The sequence below is a fragment of the Mesorhizobium sp. M1329 genome, assembly GCF_040318035.1.
Taxonomy (GTDB): domain Bacteria; phylum Pseudomonadota; class Alphaproteobacteria; order Rhizobiales; family Rhizobiaceae; genus Mesorhizobium.
In genome coordinates, this window is sequence record NZ_JAMYLN010000008.1 from 146258 (window position 1) to 164981 (window position 18724).

Consider the following 18724-nt stretch of genomic DNA (forward strand, 5'->3'; position numbering starts at 1 on the left):
GCGTTTTCAGCTCCCTGATTCATCATGCCGCAGGGTTTTACCCAACCGATTGCGGCCGCCTGACGGTCTCCGTTCGAACCCGTTTCCAGTCCATTCCGTCAACCAGAGCCATGAGCTGAGCATGATTGAGCTGGACCCGGTGGTGGCCGATCCGCGGCCAGCAGAACTTCGCCTCATCCAGCCGCTTGGCATAAAGACACACGCCGCTGCCGTCCCACCAGACGATCTTGATCCTGTCCGCTCTTTTGGCGCGGAATACATAAAGTGCGCCGTTGAATGGATCCGAGCCGGCATCGCGCACCAGTGCCAAAAGGCCGTCGGGACCTTTTCTAAAATCGACGGGATGACTGGCGAGCAACACCTTCACGCCAGCCGGGATCATGCCTGGCGAACCGCCCGGATAATCCGCACCAGCTGCTCCTCATTGATATCGGCACCGGCGCGAATGACCACGCCACCCAGCTCGATCTCCACCGACGCAGACGCTGTCGGCGTGACCTCGACAAAGCCGAGCCGCTCCGCATCCCTGTGTGGCGTGACCGCACCGCTCTTGATCGCCTGGCTCCGCCAGCCGAACAGCTGGGCCGGCGCCATCCCCGCTTGTCTGGCAATGGCCGATACATTCGCGCCCGGCTTCAGTGTCGCCTCGATCAGCCGCGACTTCGCTTCCGCCGACCAGCGCCGCCGCGGACGCTGCGGGCTTGCTTCCAGTCGGTTGGCAACCGCTTCAAGAACATGGAAACTTCTATCATCAGGCATAGGCGCCGACATAGAAATTGACACTGCAAGCTCCTCGGCTCCTTGCTTCAGTGTCAGTATGTCTCGCTCATCACCTCAAGCCGCGCCAGATGGGGTCAGCTTGGCGCTTACAGAGCTTCGACGAAGACCTCATGATGAACCCCGCATTCGCACGTGTATTAGCGGCCCCAATTGAGGATCGCCGCGGATTGTTCGCGGAAACCGGACGACGCCTGGGTACAAGTGAACGAAATGTCGAGAAGGATTTCTGGGTCTGCTGGGTACTCGACGCTCTGTTCAACGAATTGCCGGCCGTCAACCACGTCTGCTATTCAAAGGCGGCACTTCCTTGTCGAAGGCGCATGGCCTCATCGAACGCTTTTCGGAAGACATCGACATTACGGTGTTTCGCGACGATCTGGGGGAGGCGGCTTCCGTCGAGGAGCTCGAAGCCATGGGTCGCAAGGTTCGAACCCGTCAACTCAACGCGATCCGCGACAGCTGCAGTGAGTATATCAACGGATCGTTCGCCCGTGACCTCGCGGAAATTTTCAAGCGCACATTGGGTGCTGCTAACGTTTCGGACAGCGGACTGGGAGTTGTGTCTGATAGGGATGATCCGGATGGCCAAACCCTTCTGCTCTGGTATCCAAGCGCCACGGTAACAGCCGATGAGTATATACGACCGGCAGTTCGCATCGAATCTGGCGCCAAATCCGCTCTAGACCCAAATGCGTCCGCAAGCGTCATCCCTTATGTCGCCGCCGAACTGGACGACACGAATTTCGTAGTCTCGAATGTAACCACAGTTGCCGCCGGCCGCACTTTTTGGGACAAGATAATCATTCTACATGGTTTGCGCCGGTGGTTTGACCGCAGAGGAATTGTCCGTCAAGAAGGTCAACGCGTGACGCGTCACTACTACGACGTTTACCGCTTGCTCGCAGCTCAAATTGGGCAGGATGCGCTAGCGAATCGAGCGTTGGGTCTAGATTGCGCACGTCACGCCCGCATGTTTTTCAATCGACCCGATCTCGATCTCGACGCAGCGGTAGCAGGGGACTTCTCACTGACGCCCGCAGCCGGAATGATGGACGCGCTCAAGCGAGACTACGACAGTATGGGCGGAATGATCTTCGGCTCGCTCCCTTCATTCGAGGACATCATCGCCGCTATAAGGGCGATCGAGGACACGCTAAAACCACTTCGGTGACGAATCCCGATTATTCGTCACCGTCGAAATAATATACCGGGTGCTCATTCGCGATTTCTGCAATACCGCCTCGGAGTGCCGAGTTGAGCGTGAGCATTGCACGCTGAAGGTGGGGGACACTTACGTACACAGCTTCAGGTACCGGCGGCAGCGCCTGCTTCGAGGCAACGTCAAATTTTTCCCCATAGCGAAACGCAGTGGAAGTGGGGTCTATTGCTGCAATCTCTTTAAGCCGCTTGATGATCCAAGTCGGAGCCGAAAATCCAGACGAGGCAATGACCGTTGCCTCAAGTTCGCCGGCGAGTTCCGAGAGATCGTGCGTCCTACGCGACGATCGTGTGATGTCCTTCACCAACAATTCGAGTGAATGGCGATAGAGGTAAAGGGCCGGATTGACCAGTTTGTAGTCCTCCCAATCGCCACGCTTTATCGTTTCCAAAAGCATGTGTGCGGCGTCAAAGTACTGTTGCGCCATCTCAAAGCGGGTCGGGATGAACTCATCCCCCACCATGAATCCTTGGGGACCGGAGAATGGATCTTCGCGATGGATGTGGTCACCTGGTTCTTCGAACAACGGCCGATTCATCGCCTCATGGGTGAATATACGTTCCGTTTGCCTCCTCATTTAAGCTTCTCCGAGTTCAAAGCCCATTTCGATGTCAGCGCGGCCTAACGCATGAAGGGGTGTCAAGGGTTGCTCACAGCCAACTGGAACGGTGAGATACCTGGTAGATTGATTCGTATCATTTTTTGGAGACTCAAGATGGGCGAGGCTAGAAGAAGGCGAGAAGAGATTAGGGGGCACTTGTTGGCGCAAGTTAATGAATGGTCTTTTCCACCAACGCCCTGGGAAGCTGCCGTGGTTGCAGAATTGCTCGATCGAGAGTTCCGTCACGTCGAACGCCTTTCTGATCAAGAGTTACAATATATGCGCATGCCATCGAACGAATGCCACGCCAATGCCCGTTGGTTCGAGAAGAACGATCCAACGCGGCAGGCTAAGTCCGTCACGGGATGGTGGGTTCAAGGTCTGAATTTTGTTCTACACAGCGTACTGAGTAATGGAAAGGACTATAGATGCATAACCCCATCAATAGGCGACGAAAGAAATATCCCGTTTATCCCGGATATCGCAATTACATGGATCGAGACCGGAGAAGTCTACTCAGCCACCCGAAATGGCCAGCTCATTGGAGTTGGTGTGCGTCGCTTCCCCGCTTTGACCATCGCGCAGAATGCGATTATTCGTTCGCGACTTTTGGCCGGATACGATCCTTATCGTGCTGGCGAATTCACGGCTCAGGAGATGAGGATACTAAGAGACGCTCACTTGACAGTGTCTGAAATTCAGGAGCTGGAACGTCCGAAGGCGGATCATATCGATCTCCTATCCTGAACGGGCCATTCGATGTTGGGTGAAGCCCTCGTATGCTGCGATGCAGCATCATTGTCCGCGCCATGGCGGGCCGCTAGCGCCATTGGCCCTAAACCGGCGGCGACTGGGGTGGGAAGGCGCTTGTGAAAAACATAGTTTGAAAGAGTCACCATTTTTGCGGCTCCAGCGTCCGACTGTGAAGACCAAACAACTAATCCGATGTTCTTGGATCAGGAAATGTGGTCGTGACGGCCTCTACATAATCCCGCATTTGTCCGCGAAGGACATGATCCGTCATGGCCAGAAAGGTTTTGAGCTTTTCGCCATATCTGGCGTCTGGACCTCGATTGCCGCCAGCCACGACCGTTCGAATAAGAATGGCACGCATGCGTCCTTCTAGCCCATCCCGCGAAAGTGCAGAGATATGGTGCAGGACACAGTCGTGTATGTAGGCAGCGAATGTGTCGCCGATCCGAGGAGACAGGACCACTGTCACCATGGCGTTGCCCAGAACGACGCCTGCATCAACTGGAATGGCACAAGACGAGAATTCTCCCATTGGGGCGATCGCCGCATGCGGCGATGCCGCGTCCAGATATTCTATGGCCCGCACCCAGTTGCCCATGGCATGGAAGGCTTCATAGATCAGCCGGGCATTGCGAGTCGGAAATTCGGCCGTGGTGTCGATTTCCGGACCGGACGAATCGTAAACTTCTTCGAGTTCCTTCACGAAAAGCGGAAGATAGAAGAGCCACATATGGTCAGGTACGCCCTGTCGCATGGCGGCATGAACCATGATGTCGAAATAGCGAATGCCGACGAAAGTACTGTCGCGCCACCGTTCCTCGTCGAAATTGTCCGAGCGGTCGTTGAGGTACTCAGTGTAGCCGTTCTTAGCGCCGGCGCGAATGCTGTTGATCACGTAGTCGCCAACCGGTTTCCAGGCTCCGAGCCTGCGAGCGACATTGGCATCGTCAAAAAGAAAATGCAGCAGCTTGTTCTGCTCGGGGATGACATAGCCCCCATCTCCCGCGAGATTCTGGTTCTGCTCGATTTCTTGATAGAGCCTGCTTCCACTATCGGCGATCAGATCCCGAAAGACTTTGTCGGCAAAGTCGTAGCGGAGATGTAGGTTGATCGCCATCAGATCAGCTGCCATGTCCGGTCTCATCGTTACGACGAAGCGTCGGAACTCCTCGGACCGCAGCAGCATACGAGCGATGTTTTCCGCGCCTGCCTGTACCTTTCGTTGGGCAGGAATAAAGACCGCGAACCAACGTATGTTTCGCCGAAACGCCTCGTAGCCACGGGTCGCAAAGGTAGATTTCGCCTCTGCCGCTACTTCCTCTTCCACTGGTCCGATCGCCGGGTATTTTTGACGACGGAACCGGTCCGCATTTGCCAGCCAATCGTGGACTTTCTGAAGCAGGCGTTGCCGTCGCGCCGTTTCATCAATCAATCTCAGATGGGGTCGGATAAAGTCGAGCAACTCGGCAAACCGATGGTCATATAATAGCGTCTGAACGATCTTGCCGATGGTCGGCAATGCGCGAGGTCCTGACTTTAAGAGATGGTTGAGCGTCAGAGCCAAGCTCATCCAGGCGAACACGACGAGGAAGGCTGCTTGCTGAGGGGTAAAGCTGTTGTCGGCCGGGAAGGTGAGCCAATAGCAGAGCTGTTTGCTGGCTGGCCAGCAAGGCTGCCCCAACAGAGAGAAGAATTCGAAGTAGAGAACAAGCGTGACCGATAGAAATGCCAACGGCATCTGTATCGCAAGATGTAACTGCACACGCAGACGTGTAACCGGTGATACGATCGCGTAGAAGGCGATGAAGAGGGCAATAAGGCCTAAAAACCCGTCGAGTGTCACGTTGTCATTTCCTTGTGCTCTCCCCGCACTTTAGGTCTGTTTCCCGATTGTCTCATGGAATCTGACTTCGAAGTCGACGTACTCTTCAAAGATCGGGATTAGAGCATCCGCCTCGGTCGGGGTGTAGCCAGGAGACTGGCATAGTATGACGTAATCGAATGGGGCTAGGGCGCGATAGTCTTCCACCGCGACTTTGCGAAAGAGGATCGGTGGCTCAAGCACATGCGGTAGCGCAATAAGCTTGTCCTTTGAGCCTGCGGTCACGGCATCGAAGAGGCCATGCGGGATGTGTCGCAACTCCACCATCTCGCATTCGGTATCAAAACTCCGAAAAAAAAAGGGCATCAGATCATGGCCACTCTGTGCATGGTGCACATAGGTGAGCGACGCGATCCAGCGACAAGCGAGTGCAAACGACAGGTAGTTCGCGGGAGAGATGCGCTCTGGTCCGCTTCGTGGAATAGCTTTAACGCGGCGTTCAGGATCGAAACCGAGTACCCGCTGGCCGATGTCAATCCATGACTGGTCGCCGAACCCCGTTCCAAAGTCGGAATGGGCGTCGATATGTGCTACGGTCAGCGGCGTCGCGCCGTTGCGCGATAGTGCTTCGAATATGGGGAACGCTTCATCATGATGGACAATGAAATATCCCTTCGGACGCTTGGAAGTGCGATCACGCGACAGTTGGCACTGCTCTTCAAGGAAATGCCTGACCTGGGCTTCGCTCCAAGGGTGGACAGAGGATGGCGCCCGAGGTCGGTGATCGAAGGAAGAAACTTCAGAGAGGAATATGTCGAGGTCGATATCGGCAATGATCAAAATGCGGTTCCTCTCACGGAATAGTATAAATGCAATCATTACTGTTACGAGATATCTCTACGTTTGGCCTGTTCACCCATCTCGGCGCCCATGTTTCGAACCATGCTAAGTTGGTGCCCGCTGTGCGTTTGGCTTCGCGGTCCCCAAACGATTGCATGGAATTCCTAAGGCTCCTGCTTAAATATCTCCACTCAGACTGAGGATCAAAGTTCGTTTTGGCCATGTATACACCACAGGATGAAAGCCAATAGGCTCGAACTTGATCCGCCGCAGCATCGAGCGGGCCTCTCGTTTGTGCAGACGTCCAGTCGCGTTAGTGCGGCGGATGCTCGCACGACCGATATCAGTTCGTTGTCCGCTTCGTAGAAGCGGACAATCAGCACGGACTTCGTGACTATCCAGCGACCAGAATTTCCAACCTCATCTCCCCATGATGCGGCCGCACCAGAATTGGTACGTGCTGGTGCGTCGGTCGTCGACGACATGGCCGTGAATCCCTCGGGCTTCCACGGCAGCCAGGGTGTCGCGCATCCCCGCGACCCGTTCCCGGCGCTCGATCGTGGTGGCCAGAGCAATCCTCAGGCCTTCAAATGCCAGGATTTCGTCATGAAAATTATGGGCGGAGCCGTGGTGTGGCAGCGTCAATACGCCGAGATTGGGGGAGTAGGGCTGATAGAAATTCAGCCAGGGATCGCGTCGCAGCTTTTGCTTCAGCGCTGAATCCCCTGTTCCGAGCCAGCCCACTGGTTCAGCGAAACCGACGTAGTGATGGGGAAAGTCCTCGTAGCGCCATCCGTATTGATGCCACCGATTTTCATCATCGACTATTCCTATGCTTCGGCAATATGGTCCCGAATAGAGCGACATCGATAAGGCGTTGTGACCGTGTCCGAAGTGCTCACTGTAGAGATCAAGTAGCACCTTGGTCTTCTCGCGGGAGCCAAGAAATTCGATTAGCTTCGCAGCGAGTTTTCCCTCATTGCGGCCCCTGATCCTGAGGGCCTTTATGACCGCGCGCTGGAACCGGGAGCGAACGGCCTTGTCGACAGGATGCACATAAGGAAGCAGGATCCAGTCGCCCACCTGCCAACCCGCATGTTCGTGATAGCGCCATTCGAGCCGCATCAAAGAGCCCGCTCCCGCAAGAATGGCGCCCTCGACCGCATCTCGCTTCGCTTCGTCCGCAGGTGTCAAACCCTCCGGCACCGTTGCTCTTGGCTTGCGGAGGTGATGGGCAAGCCGGGCACCAGGATTTTTCTTTTCCGGCCATGTCGCCGGCTCTCGCCGATCGTCGCGCTCGTCGTCATCGATTGGACTATCTGGCTCCATCGGTCCGCCCGGCCGTGGAGCATCACCGTCATCCGCCTCGAGAAAGATGAGATATCTCGCACCGCGGTTCAGCCACCACCTCGCTGGATTGGCGAAATATTCGCGTGCCGAGGTTGAAAGGGCGCCGGACTCCGTGTCGGCCAGAATAAAGATCAATCGCTCGATGGCATCGAGATACGGTACGACCACTGTCTCTGCTGGTGCCATGGCCTGCAAGCGTTCGATGCCGTTGATGTGATCCGAATGGAGATGGGACACGAACAAAATGTCTGTGCGTCCGCCGCAACTCAGTCGGTGCGCGTTCAATGCGCTTTTGAACGCCTTGCTTTGCTCGGACCCGCAATCATAAACGTAGCGCGAGCTCTCGATCTCCGTGTAGCCGACGGACACTGTGCCGGTCGCCAGGGGCTCGAAGACCTGAATGTGGCCTGTATGAAATCCGCCGTGTCCGACGGCGTGTTGCACGCGATTGATGCAAGCCCTGAGCATGATTCCCCCCAATAAACTATATTGTCCTCAAGCTTATAGCAGCAATGCTCGTCAATTTATTCTATTGCCGTGGCCCCTATCGCGCGACATCACGGTTCACTATTTGTGCTGAAATGAAAAAGTCGCATAATTTGCAGTGTGGAACTCAACGGTGGCTCATTGGTTTTGCGGGTTCAGCTCGTGGAAAAGGTCCGTCGGCCTTCCATGAATGCGGGTTTCCGCATCGCCTACCTCGATTTGGTCGATGACCGCCGGACAGGCGAGGCGGAACCGTATCTCGCCCGAGAGCACATTCGCGCGCATGATTTCGACGAACGCGGCTATCTTTTCATCCGCAGTGAGAAACCTGCGTTTGACGGATGCAGTGGTGCTACGCTTGTGGAGCCCCGGGGCGTCTCTATGCGGCAATCCTTCATCGTGAGCCGATGCTATTGTGCAAGTTTCGCAGCACTGCGGGTGGCGATATCGCCCAAGACAGCATGAAGAAGCGTTCCAACTTCCTGTTCGGCGACCCCGGGTGCAATTCCTGATTCGGACAGTTGAACGAGAATTGCCTTGGCGGTGTTGCGCCAGAAGGCGTTCGCGTCCTCCCCGTTCTTGGATTCCAGGACCCGGGCGATCCCTTCGACCAACTTCCGCCGCCGATGCAGCGGAAACGCGCTTATGTTTGAATCACACATCGATCACCTCACCCCTTCAGTCGCGCGAATAAGCATTGGCGGGTGAGAAAATTTGGTTAACAGCGCTTTTGGACAATGGTCAGCAATGGAATAGAGCGTCTACCCAACAAGCCAAGAGGTGTGCCACGTGTTGATGATCGGCGCGTGCTGAACGGCATCTTCTGGGTGCTGCGCTCCGGTGCTCCATGGCGCGACCTGCCTCAGCGCTATGGCCCGCGCACCACCTGTTGCAACCGCTTCGTCCGATGGCGAAAAGCAGGTGTGTGGCTGCGCAGTAACGAGTCTACGGCCTAAGGTTTGCGGAGCCTCACGCCGGCGCGGCTGCCGTTCTCCGGGATGAACTCGACGCCGGCGGCCTAGAGGGCGATGCGCAAGGCAGCAACGGTTCGCTCTTGTGTGGAGCCCTGTCGGGCCGCGACATCTACTTAATGTCTACTCTAGACAGTCGCCGCGACCATAACTTTTGATAACAGGTCAGGGTCGCGGGATGCCGAGCCGCTTGAAATACCGAGTTACGTCCGGATGCTCGCGATCGTCCCGCCTCAACCGCGCAAGCGCATCATCATCGCCGGCGAGCGCCATAGCCAAACCGGGAGCGTTTATTCTCCACGGAGCACCGGGCATTGTCTGGTTGTGAAGACGGTGCTTGATCACCAGCCGCCTGAGTGTGTCTTCGCTTAGGTTGTAGTCGTACCTGAACAGATCAATGGCCCTCTGGACCGTGATCGCCTCTGCCCGTGGGATGTAGAGCGGCCGAAGCCGTTCGCCTGTTGCCGGCGCTGTTTTGACAGGGCGCGCATTGGTCATTCGGCCCATCGCGCTTTTCTGCGGCCCGCCGTTTCGCCCGACATCACGGAACGATATCGCCCCCCATGTATTAGAAGCCGATGGACACTCTGGAACCCCATGGCCACGGGATGGTGGCCGACGTTCTGACATCGGAAGTTGCCAACGCCAGGCAACGCATCCACCGGACCGAGGTTCGCGCTTCAACGCACTGAAGAAATGCTGGCCGAAAATCTCGCGCTGTGCAGCAGGATACGAACTGCGGTGGAGGCCGCAGACCGCTTGATGAAGATCGATCCCCCCAGCTTTGAGGGACGTCGCGCGGGTTGAACTGGGCCGGCGTTTCATTCGCCTTGCGGCACCCTGCCGCAAGAGCCTACCCGTTGGCATCACAGCGTGAGCGAACATTGGACAGAAGCATTCAACGTTCACGATGTGCAACGCCGACGCTAGATAGACACGAATTTCAGTTCAAAGAGCGAGGATTAATGCTGCGGCAAACGAAGGGGGCACGGGGGGTCTTCGCGCGAGCCAGTTATCCGATCTCCCGCTCAAAAATTTCTACCAAATATTCCGACCTCCTGATGGAACCCATTCGTCGCGAGCGAGTTGCGGCTGATTGGGACGGACTTCCCGAACATGACAACGAGCAACAAAGCAGACCATCAGTCTGTCTCCGAAGCGTTTCGGAAACTGATCCGTTCCGAAGGCTATCGTCATCACGTACAAACGTTCTTAAATCTGGAGATCGAACCAGAACTGCCGCCAACCCTACAGTCATTACTTGCGGCTATTGATGGGGCCAAACAGGGGCCGACGGAAGAAGGTCCCTAGCCGGCTGGCTGAGCGCCAAAGCGGAAGAGTACAGAGGCTCGCTCCGTACTTGTTTCTCTGGTTCCCGCTCAGAAATTCCGCCAAACATTTCTTCTTGATTTTACCCGACAGAGGATCATGAATGTTCCGCGTGGGTTCTCGCTGAGGTGGGAGGCCTTGTATGAACGTTTGGACGAACTGCCGACCCGACAAAGTGACTGCCAAACACCTTGTTCACGAGCTGATCCTACAAGCCCGTCGCGGCCAAATCATCTCCGTCAAAGAGACTATCGCAGCGGTGCGCCGAGACGGGCCACACCTGGCGGAAACTGACTGCGAGCTGGTGGAGTTTATTGTCGATGTTGCCCCAGCCTTTGGCCTGTTCGTCGGGTTCGATCTTCGCGAATAGCCTCATGGCAACCCATTGGTTCTCGCCTGCGGTGTACGTCAGGACAGACCGACCTGGGATTGTGGGAGAAAGGCGGCTCGAGGCGCGTCAATAGGATCGAGGAGGAGCATGAGGGTCTTCGCGAGCTGGTGTCCGATTCCCACCACAGAAATTCTACAAAGATTCCTGACTGTCGCGGCCTAGCACCGTGCCAATTTGTACGATTCGTACATGGCGTTGATGTCCGTCAGGAAGTGAGTAGATTCCCCTTCGGCGTGTCCCTGGGGAGGGCTGGATGAGCGTCGCGCAAAGGGTCGGTCCGCTTCTAGAGCAAGCAATTACTGTACTCCTCAACAGGGCGGACCGTCGCGATACGGTCTCGATCAAAGCGGCACTACGCGAAGCGCGGGAGGCTGCGCCTTATTTGGTGGCCTCCGACGAAGAACTAACCGAGGCAATCATCGAGGCAGCAACTGCCATGGGCCTCTGCGTGGCTTTCGACGCCCAGGAGTAGCTGTCAGCCAACTTCAGTCACTGTGGCATCGCAACGGAAGCGCGCAGTCCTGCGTCATTTTCAATAGTCAGAGGTAATCCGCAATTACCGTCGCAAGCTGCTAAATCTGCCTGTAGAACGGAAGCTCCCGGCTGAGCAAAGGTATTTGCTGGAGAAACTTGATCGGGCCGACAAAGAGTGACGTATGGCTCTCCACTGGTTCAACCCTCCGGTCCCGGTCAAGACCGAGCGTCCCGGGATCATCCACAATGTCAACAACGCCGAGACAGCCGGCGAGGAGCTGATGAAGTGGGACCAAGCGTGGCGCTTGGTGGGACCTCGCGGTGCGTGTTTGCATGGCCGTGATTTTCGACGAGATGGAACCTGAGGAGGCTCGCAAGGCGTTCCTGGCTGCTGCAAAAGAGGAGGGGACATTACTCCCCCCAATAATAACTAGCTAAATTGGATGCGGCATAAGCTTCTAGGTGTCTATTATCAACACCGCCTTAGGCCGCTGCCTTTCAGTTCCGCGCTATCCTTGAGTCGCTGGGGCGGGGTCGCGCTGACCAATCCTTGCCCAATCTGTAGCGTCCGACGCGGGAAGAGGCAGTAAAGCCGGGATTTAAAGGACAACGCGGCGCTCATGGTCTTGCCTGATTGGAACCTGCGGAGATCGGCCTCGTTGGGCTGAAGCTATGGCAAAAAGCGATCCGAGGACCGTCGCCAGTCTTTTGAGGGAATACGCGCAACGGGCGTCCATGCGCGGCGACAATCCCTATCGCATAAAGGCATACTTGCGCGCGGCAGACAGTCTGACGGCGCTGTCGCAGCCGCTTGATCGGATCATCGCCGCCGGCGCCCTCACCAAGATCCCGGGGATCGGTGACGCGATCGCAGATATCGTGACCAAGCTTTACCAAACCGGCACGCACCCAAGCCTCGAGAAGCTGCGCGAGGATGTCCCAGCGGGCGTGTTGGAGCTGTTTGCCATACCCGGGCTTCGTCCCGATAAGATACTGAAGCTTCATCAGGCGCTCGGCGTGAACTCGCTGGCGGAGCTCGAGGCCGCTGCAAGAGAAGACCGCATCCGCCCAGTCAAAGGCCTCGGCGCCGCGCTTCAGACAAAGCTGCTGCAGAACCTGGCCATCGTGCGAAGCGGCGAAACGCAACTTCACCTGCACAAGGCCGCCGCTCTTCTCCACCATGCGGTCATATCGGTAAAGCAACAGCATCCAGAATTTTCGCGCGTGGAAATTGCAGGTGACTTCCGACGCGGTTGCGAGCTCGTTTCCGACTTCGCCCTGGTAGCGCAGGCCAGAAAATCGACTGGAATCGAGGATACGACTCTCAGGCTTGTTGTCACGGACAGGAAGCACTTTGGCGCGAGCCTGCTCGAAGCAACCGGTTCGGCAGACCACCTCGAGCAACTGAAGAGGTTCGCGGCCGACAAGGGATTCACCCTAAACGCCGACGGGCTTCATCGCGGGAGAAAGCTGATCGCGTCAGCGACAGAAGAAGAAATCTACCAAGCTCTAGACTTGCAGTTTATCGAGCCTGAATTGCGCGAAGGCAGGGACGAGATTGAGCGAGCGGCAAAGCAGAAGCTACCCGCCCTCGTTCGGGATGAAAATCTGCATGGCATCCTGCATTCTCACACGACCGCATCCGATGGCACCGAAACGCTCGAGGCAATGGCTGAAGCCACGCGCAAGCGCGGTTTCGAATACTATGGTGTCGCCGATCATTCGCAGTCCGCTCACTACGCAGGCGGCCTTTCGTTGCAGGAGATTGCTGAACAGCACCGCGAAGCTGACCGGCTGAACAAGGCATACAATGGAAAATTTCGCATACTGAAGGGCATCGAGGCGGACATCCTGACGGATGGCTCGCTCGATTACCCGAATCATATCTTGGAGCAGTTCGATTTCGTCGTCGCGAGCGTGCACAGCCGCTTCAAGTTGCCAAAGAAGGAACAGACGGAGCGTATCATTGAGGCGATCGGAAATCCTCGGACGACAATCATCGGGCACATGACTGGTCGCCAGCTGTTGCGCCGGCCCGGTTATGATCTCGACGTCGACAAAGTCCTCAAAGCGTGTGCGAAACACGGCGTCGCTGTCGAAATCAACGCACATCCTTGGCGACTCGACCTCGACTGGCGCTGGCATCAAAAGGCACTCGATCAGGGCTGCATATTCAGCATCAATCCGGACGCTCATTCGATCCGCGAGCTCGATCACATGCATTGGGGTGTCGAGATGGCGCGCAAGGGCGGTGTCCCTGCGAAGCGGGTCCTGAACGCTATGCGTTTGACGGCCCTCCTTGCGCATCTCGCACGGCGCAGGCAAACGTCCTAACCTGCTTGTGCGCCCGGCCTATCAGCGCAGGAGTCCGTCATTCTCAAAATCTTCCCAGCCGCGCAAACTGGAGTGCGAGTTCTCATCGGGGCCATAGCCAGCTGAAGCTGCAGTTCCGCGACCGCTTCTTTGAGCACGTTTCATAGCGGCCTTCCCCGCGGCTCGCCGCCTATTCTCTGCAGCTGTCGCTGCGTCCTGTTCGCGCCAGACCGTAACCAGGTCGCGGTCAAGCACATCCTCCACGTGCTGCGGGTCGAACACGTGAAAGGTGATGTTCCTTGCCCGCCCGCGGAGTTTCACGGTTTTCGTCCCAGCGCTCTGCAAGCGACCATCTTTCAACCAGCGGTGCCGTTCGGCCGTCGAGATCGTCAGAATGTCCTCGATTTCACGGGGGATTACGGGCAGGTCTTCGACATTCTGCAGTGCTTTGGATACGATCCCGAATACCACCTGCACATCATTCTCGGCGCCCTCAGACAGGCGCAGGGTAAGCACGCGGGACTCGATATGGAGCAGTTTCCTGAACTCCGTGGGAAGGCGGGCGCGTATTTCGAGAAAAATACCCCTCGCTCTGACGGACGATCCAAACGTTGCAGCCGGCGTTAAAGGCCACTCTCCAATCAGCTTCGCTGTTGTATTGATTTTTCGGAGCTTGGACATGCCTCTTTATATAGGTCACCGATTGTCGGCAGCGATGAGCCGATCGCAAAGCCAACATGAGTTCTAATCCGCCAGCGGTCTGAACCACGATGCCCTAAAGGCGCAACCACGATTGTTAGCGGGGCCGCTTGCAAGTTCGGCTAACAGGAAGCGGCCGAGTTGATCTCGAAGTGCGATATCAGGCGCGTTGCCGCCTGGCGGCTGTACGTGGGCCACAACCTGACCGTCCGTGATTGGGAGCCACATGGCTAAAGCGGCTGTTCCGCTATTGAGCCTCGACATGCGTTTTCGGGACCCACCCCGTCGGATTCAATCGCGAATCCCGCATCGATCGCGCTTCGCGCAATGAGATCGCCAAGTTGCCAGTCCGTGAGTTCGCAAAAGGGAAGCATTCTCCTCACGGTGTGGCTAACCTCGGATATCGAAATGCTCGGGCTGCCGATGTTGTCGATCAGGTGGCGGACAATCGCTTGGCGAACGTCCGATAAGGTAGGCGTCTGCGCGAGCGCAGGCATCACCGGCCCTATGAATGGAGCCGTGGTTCTGCGGCCACGGCTGTTTTTAAGTCGAACGCGACTGGCACACCGTGAATAATGGATGCTGCCGCCAAGAGCTCCTCCAGCTCGCGGTCGGTGGCCCTGCATGCGGGCATGAGTGTTCGGATGGCGCGGATTGCCTGTGCTATCGAAAGGAAGTGGGCCTTGCCTCTGGAGAGAACATAGGCTTCGGCGGCTCTTTCAACCGTGACTGTGTCAAAAGTGGTGGTCATCGAGAATTCCTCCCTGAACCCTGACCCACACGATTTACGGCACGAATTCGGTAGCTTGCAAGGGTTTGTCTGATTTAGGACAGTTAGGCGGAGGCTAGGCCGAAGTGACTTTGCTCCTCCTCCCCGTAAGCACCATGCGTGAGTCGTATCATTCCAACGCGGTCGATAATCGTGATCTCGCCGCGCTTGGCGTGAACCAGCCCCCGATATTCAAGCATTTGGAGGGCCGTGGTAACGCCGGGGCGCTGGGCACCAAGCATTGTCGCCAGGAATTCATGCGTCAGGTAGATCTTATTTCCTTCGACGCGGTCTTGGACCATCAGCAACCAGCGGGCCAAGCGCTCCTCGATTTTGGAGTGGCCGTTGACCAGTGCCGTCCGGGACGACTGGATGAGGAACGCGTGGGCATAGCGAAGCAGTGACTCGCGAAGGGATTGGCTCTCCGCAATCGCAGAGCGAAGAGCTTCAACCGGGAGGATCCAGCCATTACCTGCGACTTGGATATAGGTTTCATTGGGCGACTTATCCTGGCCGAGAATAACGGCAACTCCTGTCATGCCGTCGTGGCCGACGATGCCGACCTCGCTTTGCCGCCCTCCGGTCATCGTAGCGACCACCGACGCGATGCCCATCTCTGGAAAATACACACGCTCGATCGGCTGATAAGAGACTTCCAGCTGGTCTTTGATGTTGAGTTCGACGTGATGCAGTGACGGCCTCAAAAGCGCGAAATCCTCCGAGGAGAGGGTTTTCAATACATGGTTGCGAAGAAGGGATTGGGGCATGGCTCTCTCTCCCATGCGGGCAAGAGCACGTACCTCTTACTGTCGGCTGCGTCCGACGCGCTGGCGGCCGATGTGGGAAGCATAGGCTTCAAATGTGCGGTTGGCAAAGAGTCCGTGCCTGGCGAAAGGCTCGGGGAATGTCGGCTTGAGTCCCGTAGGTGGTGGGCGCTTCTTATGACTTATGAGGCCGGTCACGAATGTCCGGAACCGGCCTAAGCAGATCGGCAGGTTTCGAGCATCGAGTTGGCAAAAGCAGTCGTTCAGCTCACGTGATGAGTTTCGGGCGCCGTCGCCTTGCGCTTACCGACATTGTGCTTCACCCGTTCCGGCCCTCTTCTTAAGCGCAGTAACTTTGAAACAAATCCTGCCGGCAGGCGTTCCAGCATGGCGGGCGGCGTTGCCGGAGGACCCAATGCCCGACGAATACAATGACATCGTCATCCCCCAAAACCACGATGCATCGCCACTTCGGGAGGAGGAGTATTTCGTCCTCTGGCCGGCGTGCGGCCAGCGTTCGACATCAGGTGTATGGCAGAGGCGCTTCATCACAACGAGCTAGGCCACGAGCCATACGACCTCGACTCGTAGTCGGCAGTGATCGACGACCGTCGATGATCGTTTGGGAGATGTCCCTTCAGGCCTCTATACGAGCCGGGTCGAGACCAGCACCGAGGGTAAGCTCTCGCTCATCTGGCCGGTCGCGTTGCCGACCGATCGGCCTGACGAATCCCTGTCGCGAGGGCGGATCTTCGCCGGCACGCTATGTCTTGACGATACCTTGCGGGCTTTCAGCAACGACTTGATGCCGTTGTGGTCGTCGTCGATGCGGCCGCGGCCGACCGAAAGCTTCGACAACGTATGCACCGCATGCGACAGTTGTTGTTCATCCAGGGCGACGGCGCCTACTCCACCGCAACCATGTCGCCCAGTTCTGTCACGACACTCCGAAGCAGACCTGCTCCCGGCATCGGGTGCCGGGACCAACATGTGATCTCCATAATGCGTAAGAGCCGGAGGCGACAAGGCGCTCATTGCAGAGAAAGGTTAACGATCGATCGGATGCCCGCGTGCCTTCACGCGCAATGTTGCTGGGCGCCTCCTTCGACAGCGCGCACATGCGACACGTCCTGGCCGCGCGCGCCGCCTGTTGCCGAGAGCGACGATCGCGAATGCGCGAACGGCTGGACGGCAGGTGAAGCGGGGTCGCGATAGGCGCACATCGGACTTGCTTCACCGGTAGTCCGAAGACGCCAGCGACGCTATCTGATCGAAAGCAAACAGAAGCTAGGCGTGCCCCACTGAAAGCACAAGCAAGCGCAAACGTTCCTGGACTGATGCTCGGCTGGCGGCAACTTGCTCGCCAGCCGAGTTTATCTTAGCCGGTGGTCGGGGGAGACCAGCCAGCCACACGCTGGTGATTCCAACCTGAGCCGATGTGCCAATCAGCAACCTTCGTCGGTCTTTTTCACCTGGCCCGGCGCGGCGGTCTTGGCTGTGGTGTCCTGCTGACCTGGCGCCGCTTGCTGAGCGCTGCCAGTCTGCTGGCCGGGCGCGCAGTCTCTGGCCGAGTTCGAATTTGTGGTGCCGCTGGTGGTGGTCGTGTCGGTGCCTTGATCGCCGGACATGTTGGTGCCGCTGCTCGTCGTGCCGGTGCCCTGATCCGTCGTGCTGGGCATGGTTGTCGTGGTCGAGGTGCCGGTCATCGAGGTTCCGCTCGTCGACGTTCCGCTCGAAGTTCCACTGGTCGTCTGGGCAACGGAAAGCCCGGCCGACACCGCCAGCACGGCCGAAGCCAAAAGGATGCGTTTCATCTTCTTTCTCCTGTCTGAATGCGCGGGATGCGCCTGGCAAATCGAACAGGCAGACAGAAGCAGTGTTCCCCGATGAAGTTCAACTTTTGTAACTCTGGTTCTAGGTCAGCCTCAGGATGACGGGCGTATATTAGAGGCCTCTTGAAGAAGACACTGCCCGCTCCAGACTCAATCCAAGGCTCGCGAAATGGGCATTGGTGACCAGGTGGCGATTGCTGCCACGGTTCGAAGGCGGATAACAGAGGACTGCGTAAGCCGTCTCTATCCCAGGTGACGACTTCCCACATCCATCATCGACCACACCAAGGTGAACCGAAGCCGGCAAATCGACCTGAAAGGCGAGGTCACGCGGATCGACCAGGACACTGTGACGATCGACCTCGGGCCATTGGTCAGGGTCGACCGTGAGAAGGTCCGGTCTTGGTGCAGAAGTATCGGCCGCCAAAACGACGAAAGGCACTTGCAGATGCCGCGGATTAGAACAGACAACATCGCAACAGGCTATGAGGGCAGGCCGCATGACGGGCCAGTCGAGGACGAGTCGAAGCACTTTGTCTGCTGCCCAGTCTGCGGCCAAACGTTCGACGCGCGCGATCTTGGACAGGTCTTCCACCACGCTGAGCCGCAGCACGAGCCGCTTCCGGTCGAGCAATAGTCCAGCAGTTGAGCTCCGGCGGCAGATCGACCCTGAAACCCTTCAGCGCGCCAGCGACGTTGGATGAGAAAAGGTGCTGCGTGCACCGCGCCTTCCCGGCGCGCCGATGCTCCACCTGGACCGCAAAAAAGTCCCGCCGCACTGCCAGAACGGCGGGACCGATCAAACGCTTTGCACCAGGCGGGGGGATGCGGGGGGTTGGGCTTGCCAGGTGAGCGCGGACCGTAACCAACCCTAAGCGCCACAGCGGCAACGCGTCCACCAACCGCCGGTTGGAGCGATAGGACGACTGACCCGCCGGCAGGTCAGGTCATCCCGGGTCGCTATCGCTCGCAACCAGACGGTAGCGGAAATTGTTGCGGATGTGGTCGTTGAAATAGCGGCCCTTGGCGAACGCGGCCCGGAACGCGGCAAAGGTTTCCGGCGGTACCCCCTCAAACTCGTACCGTTTACGGCTGGCCACAAACCAGACAGAGAGGATTCTTCTGTCAGGATCGTATTCCGTTTTGCGTATCGAGGTGGACGGCATGAGCACCACAGCCCGAGGCCCGCGCCTTGCGGGGAGCGCGGGCCGATCGGGATACCGATCTGCAGCAATACCTGGAGGGGGAGGATTCGCTGCGTGCACCGAACTTTCGTGGCGCTCCCGTGTTCCGAATCGAGATACACAAAAAGCTGGCTGCACCTTTCGGCA

The 18724-nt window shown here is 57.4% G+C and carries 21 protein-coding genes and 2 pseudogenes; 8 read left to right on the forward strand and 15 right to left on the reverse strand.

The features are described from left to right. Nucleotides 1-37 precede the first annotated feature (37 nt). Nucleotides 38-382: an IS66 family insertion sequence element accessory protein TnpB gene (gene tnpB, locus NKH21_RS10720; protein WP_352642448.1), complete on the reverse strand. Its 345-nt coding sequence runs from the start codon at nt 380-382 to the stop codon at nt 38-40. Continuing rightward, nucleotides 379-759 (reverse strand): transposase, encoded by a 381-nt coding sequence (locus NKH21_RS10725; RefSeq protein WP_352864806.1) that lies wholly within the window; start codon nt 757-759, stop codon nt 379-381. Before NKH21_RS10725 ends, tnpB begins: the two co-directional genes overlap by 4 nt. A gap of 328 nt (nt 760-1087) precedes the next feature. Between NKH21_RS10725 and NKH21_RS10730 the strand changes: the two genes are divergently transcribed. Next, a complete protein-coding gene (locus NKH21_RS10730) occupies nt 1088-1951 on the forward strand; it encodes a nucleotidyl transferase AbiEii/AbiGii toxin family protein (RefSeq protein ID WP_352864808.1) in 864 nt (287 codons plus the stop codon). Nucleotides 1952-1961: 10 nt separating this feature from the next. On the opposite strand, the gene NKH21_RS10735 is transcribed toward NKH21_RS10730, so the two are convergent. Continuing rightward, nucleotides 1962-2576, reverse strand: coding sequence for a hypothetical protein (locus NKH21_RS10735; protein ID WP_352541509.1), 615 nt, complete (start codon nt 2574-2576; stop codon nt 1962-1964). 138 nt (nt 2577-2714) lie between these two features. Between NKH21_RS10735 and NKH21_RS10740 the strand changes: the two genes are divergently transcribed. Then, entirely contained in the window at nt 2715-3347 is a 633-nt protein-coding gene (locus NKH21_RS10740; RefSeq protein WP_352864811.1) for a hypothetical protein, read from the forward strand. Between the two features lie 190 nt (nt 3348-3537). Here NKH21_RS10740 and NKH21_RS10745 read toward each other — a convergent pair whose 3' ends face one another. From NKH21_RS10745 to NKH21_RS10755, 4 genes are all read right to left on the reverse strand, one after another. Then, entirely contained in the window at nt 3538-5196 is a 1659-nt protein-coding gene (locus NKH21_RS10745) for a hypothetical protein (RefSeq protein ID WP_352864813.1), read from the reverse strand. A 30-nt stretch (nt 5197-5226) separates the two neighbouring features. Then, nucleotides 5227-6015, reverse strand: coding sequence for a UPF0489 family protein (locus NKH21_RS10750; RefSeq protein ID WP_352864814.1), 789 nt, complete (start codon nt 6013-6015; stop codon nt 5227-5229). Between the two features lie 420 nt (nt 6016-6435). Continuing rightward, a complete protein-coding gene (locus tag NKH21_RS32790; RefSeq protein WP_502911891.1) occupies nt 6436-7833 on the reverse strand; it encodes a hypothetical protein in 1398 nt (465 codons plus the stop codon). A 428-nt stretch (nt 7834-8261) separates the two neighbouring features. Beyond that, complete coding sequence (locus NKH21_RS10755; RefSeq protein WP_352449758.1) at nt 8262-8513, reverse strand: DUF6074 family protein; 252 nt, start codon at nt 8511-8513, stop codon at nt 8262-8264. Nucleotides 8514-8588: 75 nt separating this feature from the next. Between NKH21_RS10755 and NKH21_RS10760 the strand changes: the two are divergent. Continuing rightward, nucleotides 8589-8786 (forward strand): annotated as a pseudogene (locus tag NKH21_RS10760) (transposase); the annotation flags it as partial. Nucleotides 8787-8987: 201 nt separating this feature from the next. Here the strand turns inward: NKH21_RS10760 and NKH21_RS10765 are convergent. Further along, nucleotides 8988-9320: a hypothetical protein gene (locus tag NKH21_RS10765; protein ID WP_352864817.1), complete on the reverse strand. Its 333-nt coding sequence runs from the start codon at nt 9318-9320 to the stop codon at nt 8988-8990. Nucleotides 9321-9938: 618 nt separating this feature from the next. Here NKH21_RS10765 and NKH21_RS10770 point away from each other — a divergent pair. The 5 genes and pseudogenes from NKH21_RS10770 to NKH21_RS10790 all read left to right on the forward strand — a co-directional run bounded on the left by NKH21_RS10770 (nt 9939) and on the right by NKH21_RS10790 (nt 13350). Beyond that, nucleotides 9939-10133, forward strand: coding sequence for a hypothetical protein (locus tag NKH21_RS10770; protein ID WP_352864820.1), 195 nt, complete (start codon nt 9939-9941; stop codon nt 10131-10133). Nucleotides 10134-10293: 160 nt separating this feature from the next. Continuing rightward, on the forward strand, nt 10294-10521 hold the full coding sequence (locus tag NKH21_RS10775; RefSeq protein WP_352864823.1) for a hypothetical protein: 228 nt from the start codon (nt 10294-10296) through the stop codon (nt 10519-10521). A 274-nt stretch (nt 10522-10795) separates the two neighbouring features. Beyond that, nucleotides 10796-11014 (forward strand): hypothetical protein, encoded by a 219-nt coding sequence (locus tag NKH21_RS10780; RefSeq protein WP_352864826.1) that lies wholly within the window; start codon nt 10796-10798, stop codon nt 11012-11014. Nucleotides 11015-11325: 311 nt separating this feature from the next. After that, nucleotides 11326-11454 (forward strand): annotated as a pseudogene (locus NKH21_RS10785) (DUF982 domain-containing protein); the annotation flags it as partial. Between the two features lie 234 nt (nt 11455-11688). Beyond that, nucleotides 11689-13350 carry a DNA polymerase/3'-5' exonuclease PolX gene (locus NKH21_RS10790; protein WP_352864831.1) on the forward strand — a complete coding sequence of 554 codons (1662 nt, stop codon included), beginning with the start codon at nt 11689-11691 and terminating at the stop codon, nt 13348-13350. 21 nt (nt 13351-13371) lie between these two features. On the opposite strand, the gene NKH21_RS10795 is transcribed toward NKH21_RS10790, so the two are convergent. The 7 genes from NKH21_RS10795 to NKH21_RS10825 form a co-directional block, all read right to left on the reverse strand. After that, a complete protein-coding gene (locus NKH21_RS10795; RefSeq protein WP_352864833.1) occupies nt 13372-14010 on the reverse strand; it encodes a hypothetical protein in 639 nt (212 codons plus the stop codon). 523 nt (nt 14011-14533) lie between these two features. Then, nucleotides 14534-14779 carry a hypothetical protein gene (locus tag NKH21_RS10800; protein WP_352479079.1) on the reverse strand — a complete coding sequence of 82 codons (246 nt, stop codon included), beginning with the start codon at nt 14777-14779 and terminating at the stop codon, nt 14534-14536. Nucleotides 14780-14862: 83 nt separating this feature from the next. Continuing rightward, nucleotides 14863-15564, reverse strand: coding sequence for a Crp/Fnr family transcriptional regulator (locus NKH21_RS10805; RefSeq protein ID WP_352449750.1), 702 nt, complete (start codon nt 15562-15564; stop codon nt 14863-14865). A gap of 642 nt (nt 15565-16206) precedes the next feature. Beyond that, complete coding sequence (locus tag NKH21_RS10810) at nt 16207-16419, reverse strand: hypothetical protein (RefSeq protein WP_352571680.1); 213 nt, start codon at nt 16417-16419, stop codon at nt 16207-16209. 587 nt (nt 16420-17006) lie between these two features. Further along, nucleotides 17007-17375 carry a hypothetical protein gene (locus NKH21_RS10815; protein ID WP_352771258.1) on the reverse strand — a complete coding sequence of 123 codons (369 nt, stop codon included), beginning with the start codon at nt 17373-17375 and terminating at the stop codon, nt 17007-17009. Nucleotides 17376-17505: 130 nt separating this feature from the next. Beyond that, nucleotides 17506-18006, reverse strand: a complete 501-nt coding sequence (locus tag NKH21_RS10820) for a hypothetical protein (protein WP_352864836.1) — start codon at nt 18004-18006, stop codon at nt 17506-17508. Between the two features lie 334 nt (nt 18007-18340). Next, a complete protein-coding gene (locus NKH21_RS10825) occupies nt 18341-18559 on the reverse strand; it encodes a KTSC domain-containing protein (protein ID WP_352864838.1) in 219 nt (72 codons plus the stop codon). Nucleotides 18560-18724 lie beyond the last annotated feature (165 nt).

Excerpts from the sequence above, each read along its gene's own strand:
- tnpB (WP_352642448.1), bottom strand. The coding sequence starts at position 382 with ATGATCCCGGCTGGCGTGAAGGTGTTGCTCGCCAGTCATCCCGTCGAT.
- NKH21_RS10725 (WP_352864806.1), bottom strand. The coding sequence starts at position 759 with ATGCCTGATGATAGAAGTTTCCATGTTCTTGAAGCGGTTGCCAACCGA.
- NKH21_RS10735 (WP_352541509.1), bottom strand. The coding sequence starts at position 2,576 with ATGAGGAGGCAAACGGAACGTATATTCACCCATGAGGCGATGAATCGG.
- NKH21_RS10740 (WP_352864811.1), top strand. The coding sequence starts at position 2,715 with ATGGGCGAGGCTAGAAGAAGGCGAGAAGAGATTAGGGGGCACTTGTTG.
- NKH21_RS32790 (WP_502911891.1), bottom strand. The coding sequence starts at position 7,833 with ATGCTCAGGGCTTGCATCAATCGCGTGCAACACGCCGTCGGACACGGC.
- NKH21_RS10755 (WP_352449758.1), bottom strand. The coding sequence starts at position 8,513 with ATGTGTGATTCAAACATAAGCGCGTTTCCGCTGCATCGGCGGCGGAAG.
- NKH21_RS10765 (WP_352864817.1), bottom strand. The coding sequence starts at position 9,320 with ATGACCAATGCGCGCCCTGTCAAAACAGCGCCGGCAACAGGCGAACGG.
- NKH21_RS10770 (WP_352864820.1), top strand. The coding sequence starts at position 9,939 with ATGACAACGAGCAACAAAGCAGACCATCAGTCTGTCTCCGAAGCGTTT.
- NKH21_RS10775 (WP_352864823.1), top strand. The coding sequence starts at position 10,294 with ATGAACGTTTGGACGAACTGCCGACCCGACAAAGTGACTGCCAAACAC.
- NKH21_RS10780 (WP_352864826.1), top strand. The coding sequence starts at position 10,796 with ATGAGCGTCGCGCAAAGGGTCGGTCCGCTTCTAGAGCAAGCAATTACT.
- NKH21_RS10790 (WP_352864831.1), top strand. The coding sequence starts at position 11,689 with ATGGCAAAAAGCGATCCGAGGACCGTCGCCAGTCTTTTGAGGGAATAC.
- NKH21_RS10795 (WP_352864833.1), bottom strand. The coding sequence starts at position 14,010 with ATGTCCAAGCTCCGAAAAATCAATACAACAGCGAAGCTGATTGGAGAG.
- NKH21_RS10800 (WP_352479079.1), bottom strand. The coding sequence starts at position 14,779 with ATGACCACCACTTTTGACACAGTCACGGTTGAAAGAGCCGCCGAAGCC.
- NKH21_RS10805 (WP_352449750.1), bottom strand. The coding sequence starts at position 15,564 with ATGCCCCAATCCCTTCTTCGCAACCATGTATTGAAAACCCTCTCCTCG.
- NKH21_RS10815 (WP_352771258.1), bottom strand. The coding sequence starts at position 17,375 with ATGAAACGCATCCTTTTGGCTTCGGCCGTGCTGGCGGTGTCGGCCGGG.
- NKH21_RS10825 (WP_352864838.1), bottom strand. The coding sequence starts at position 18,559 with ATGCCGTCCACCTCGATACGCAAAACGGAATACGATCCTGACAGAAGA.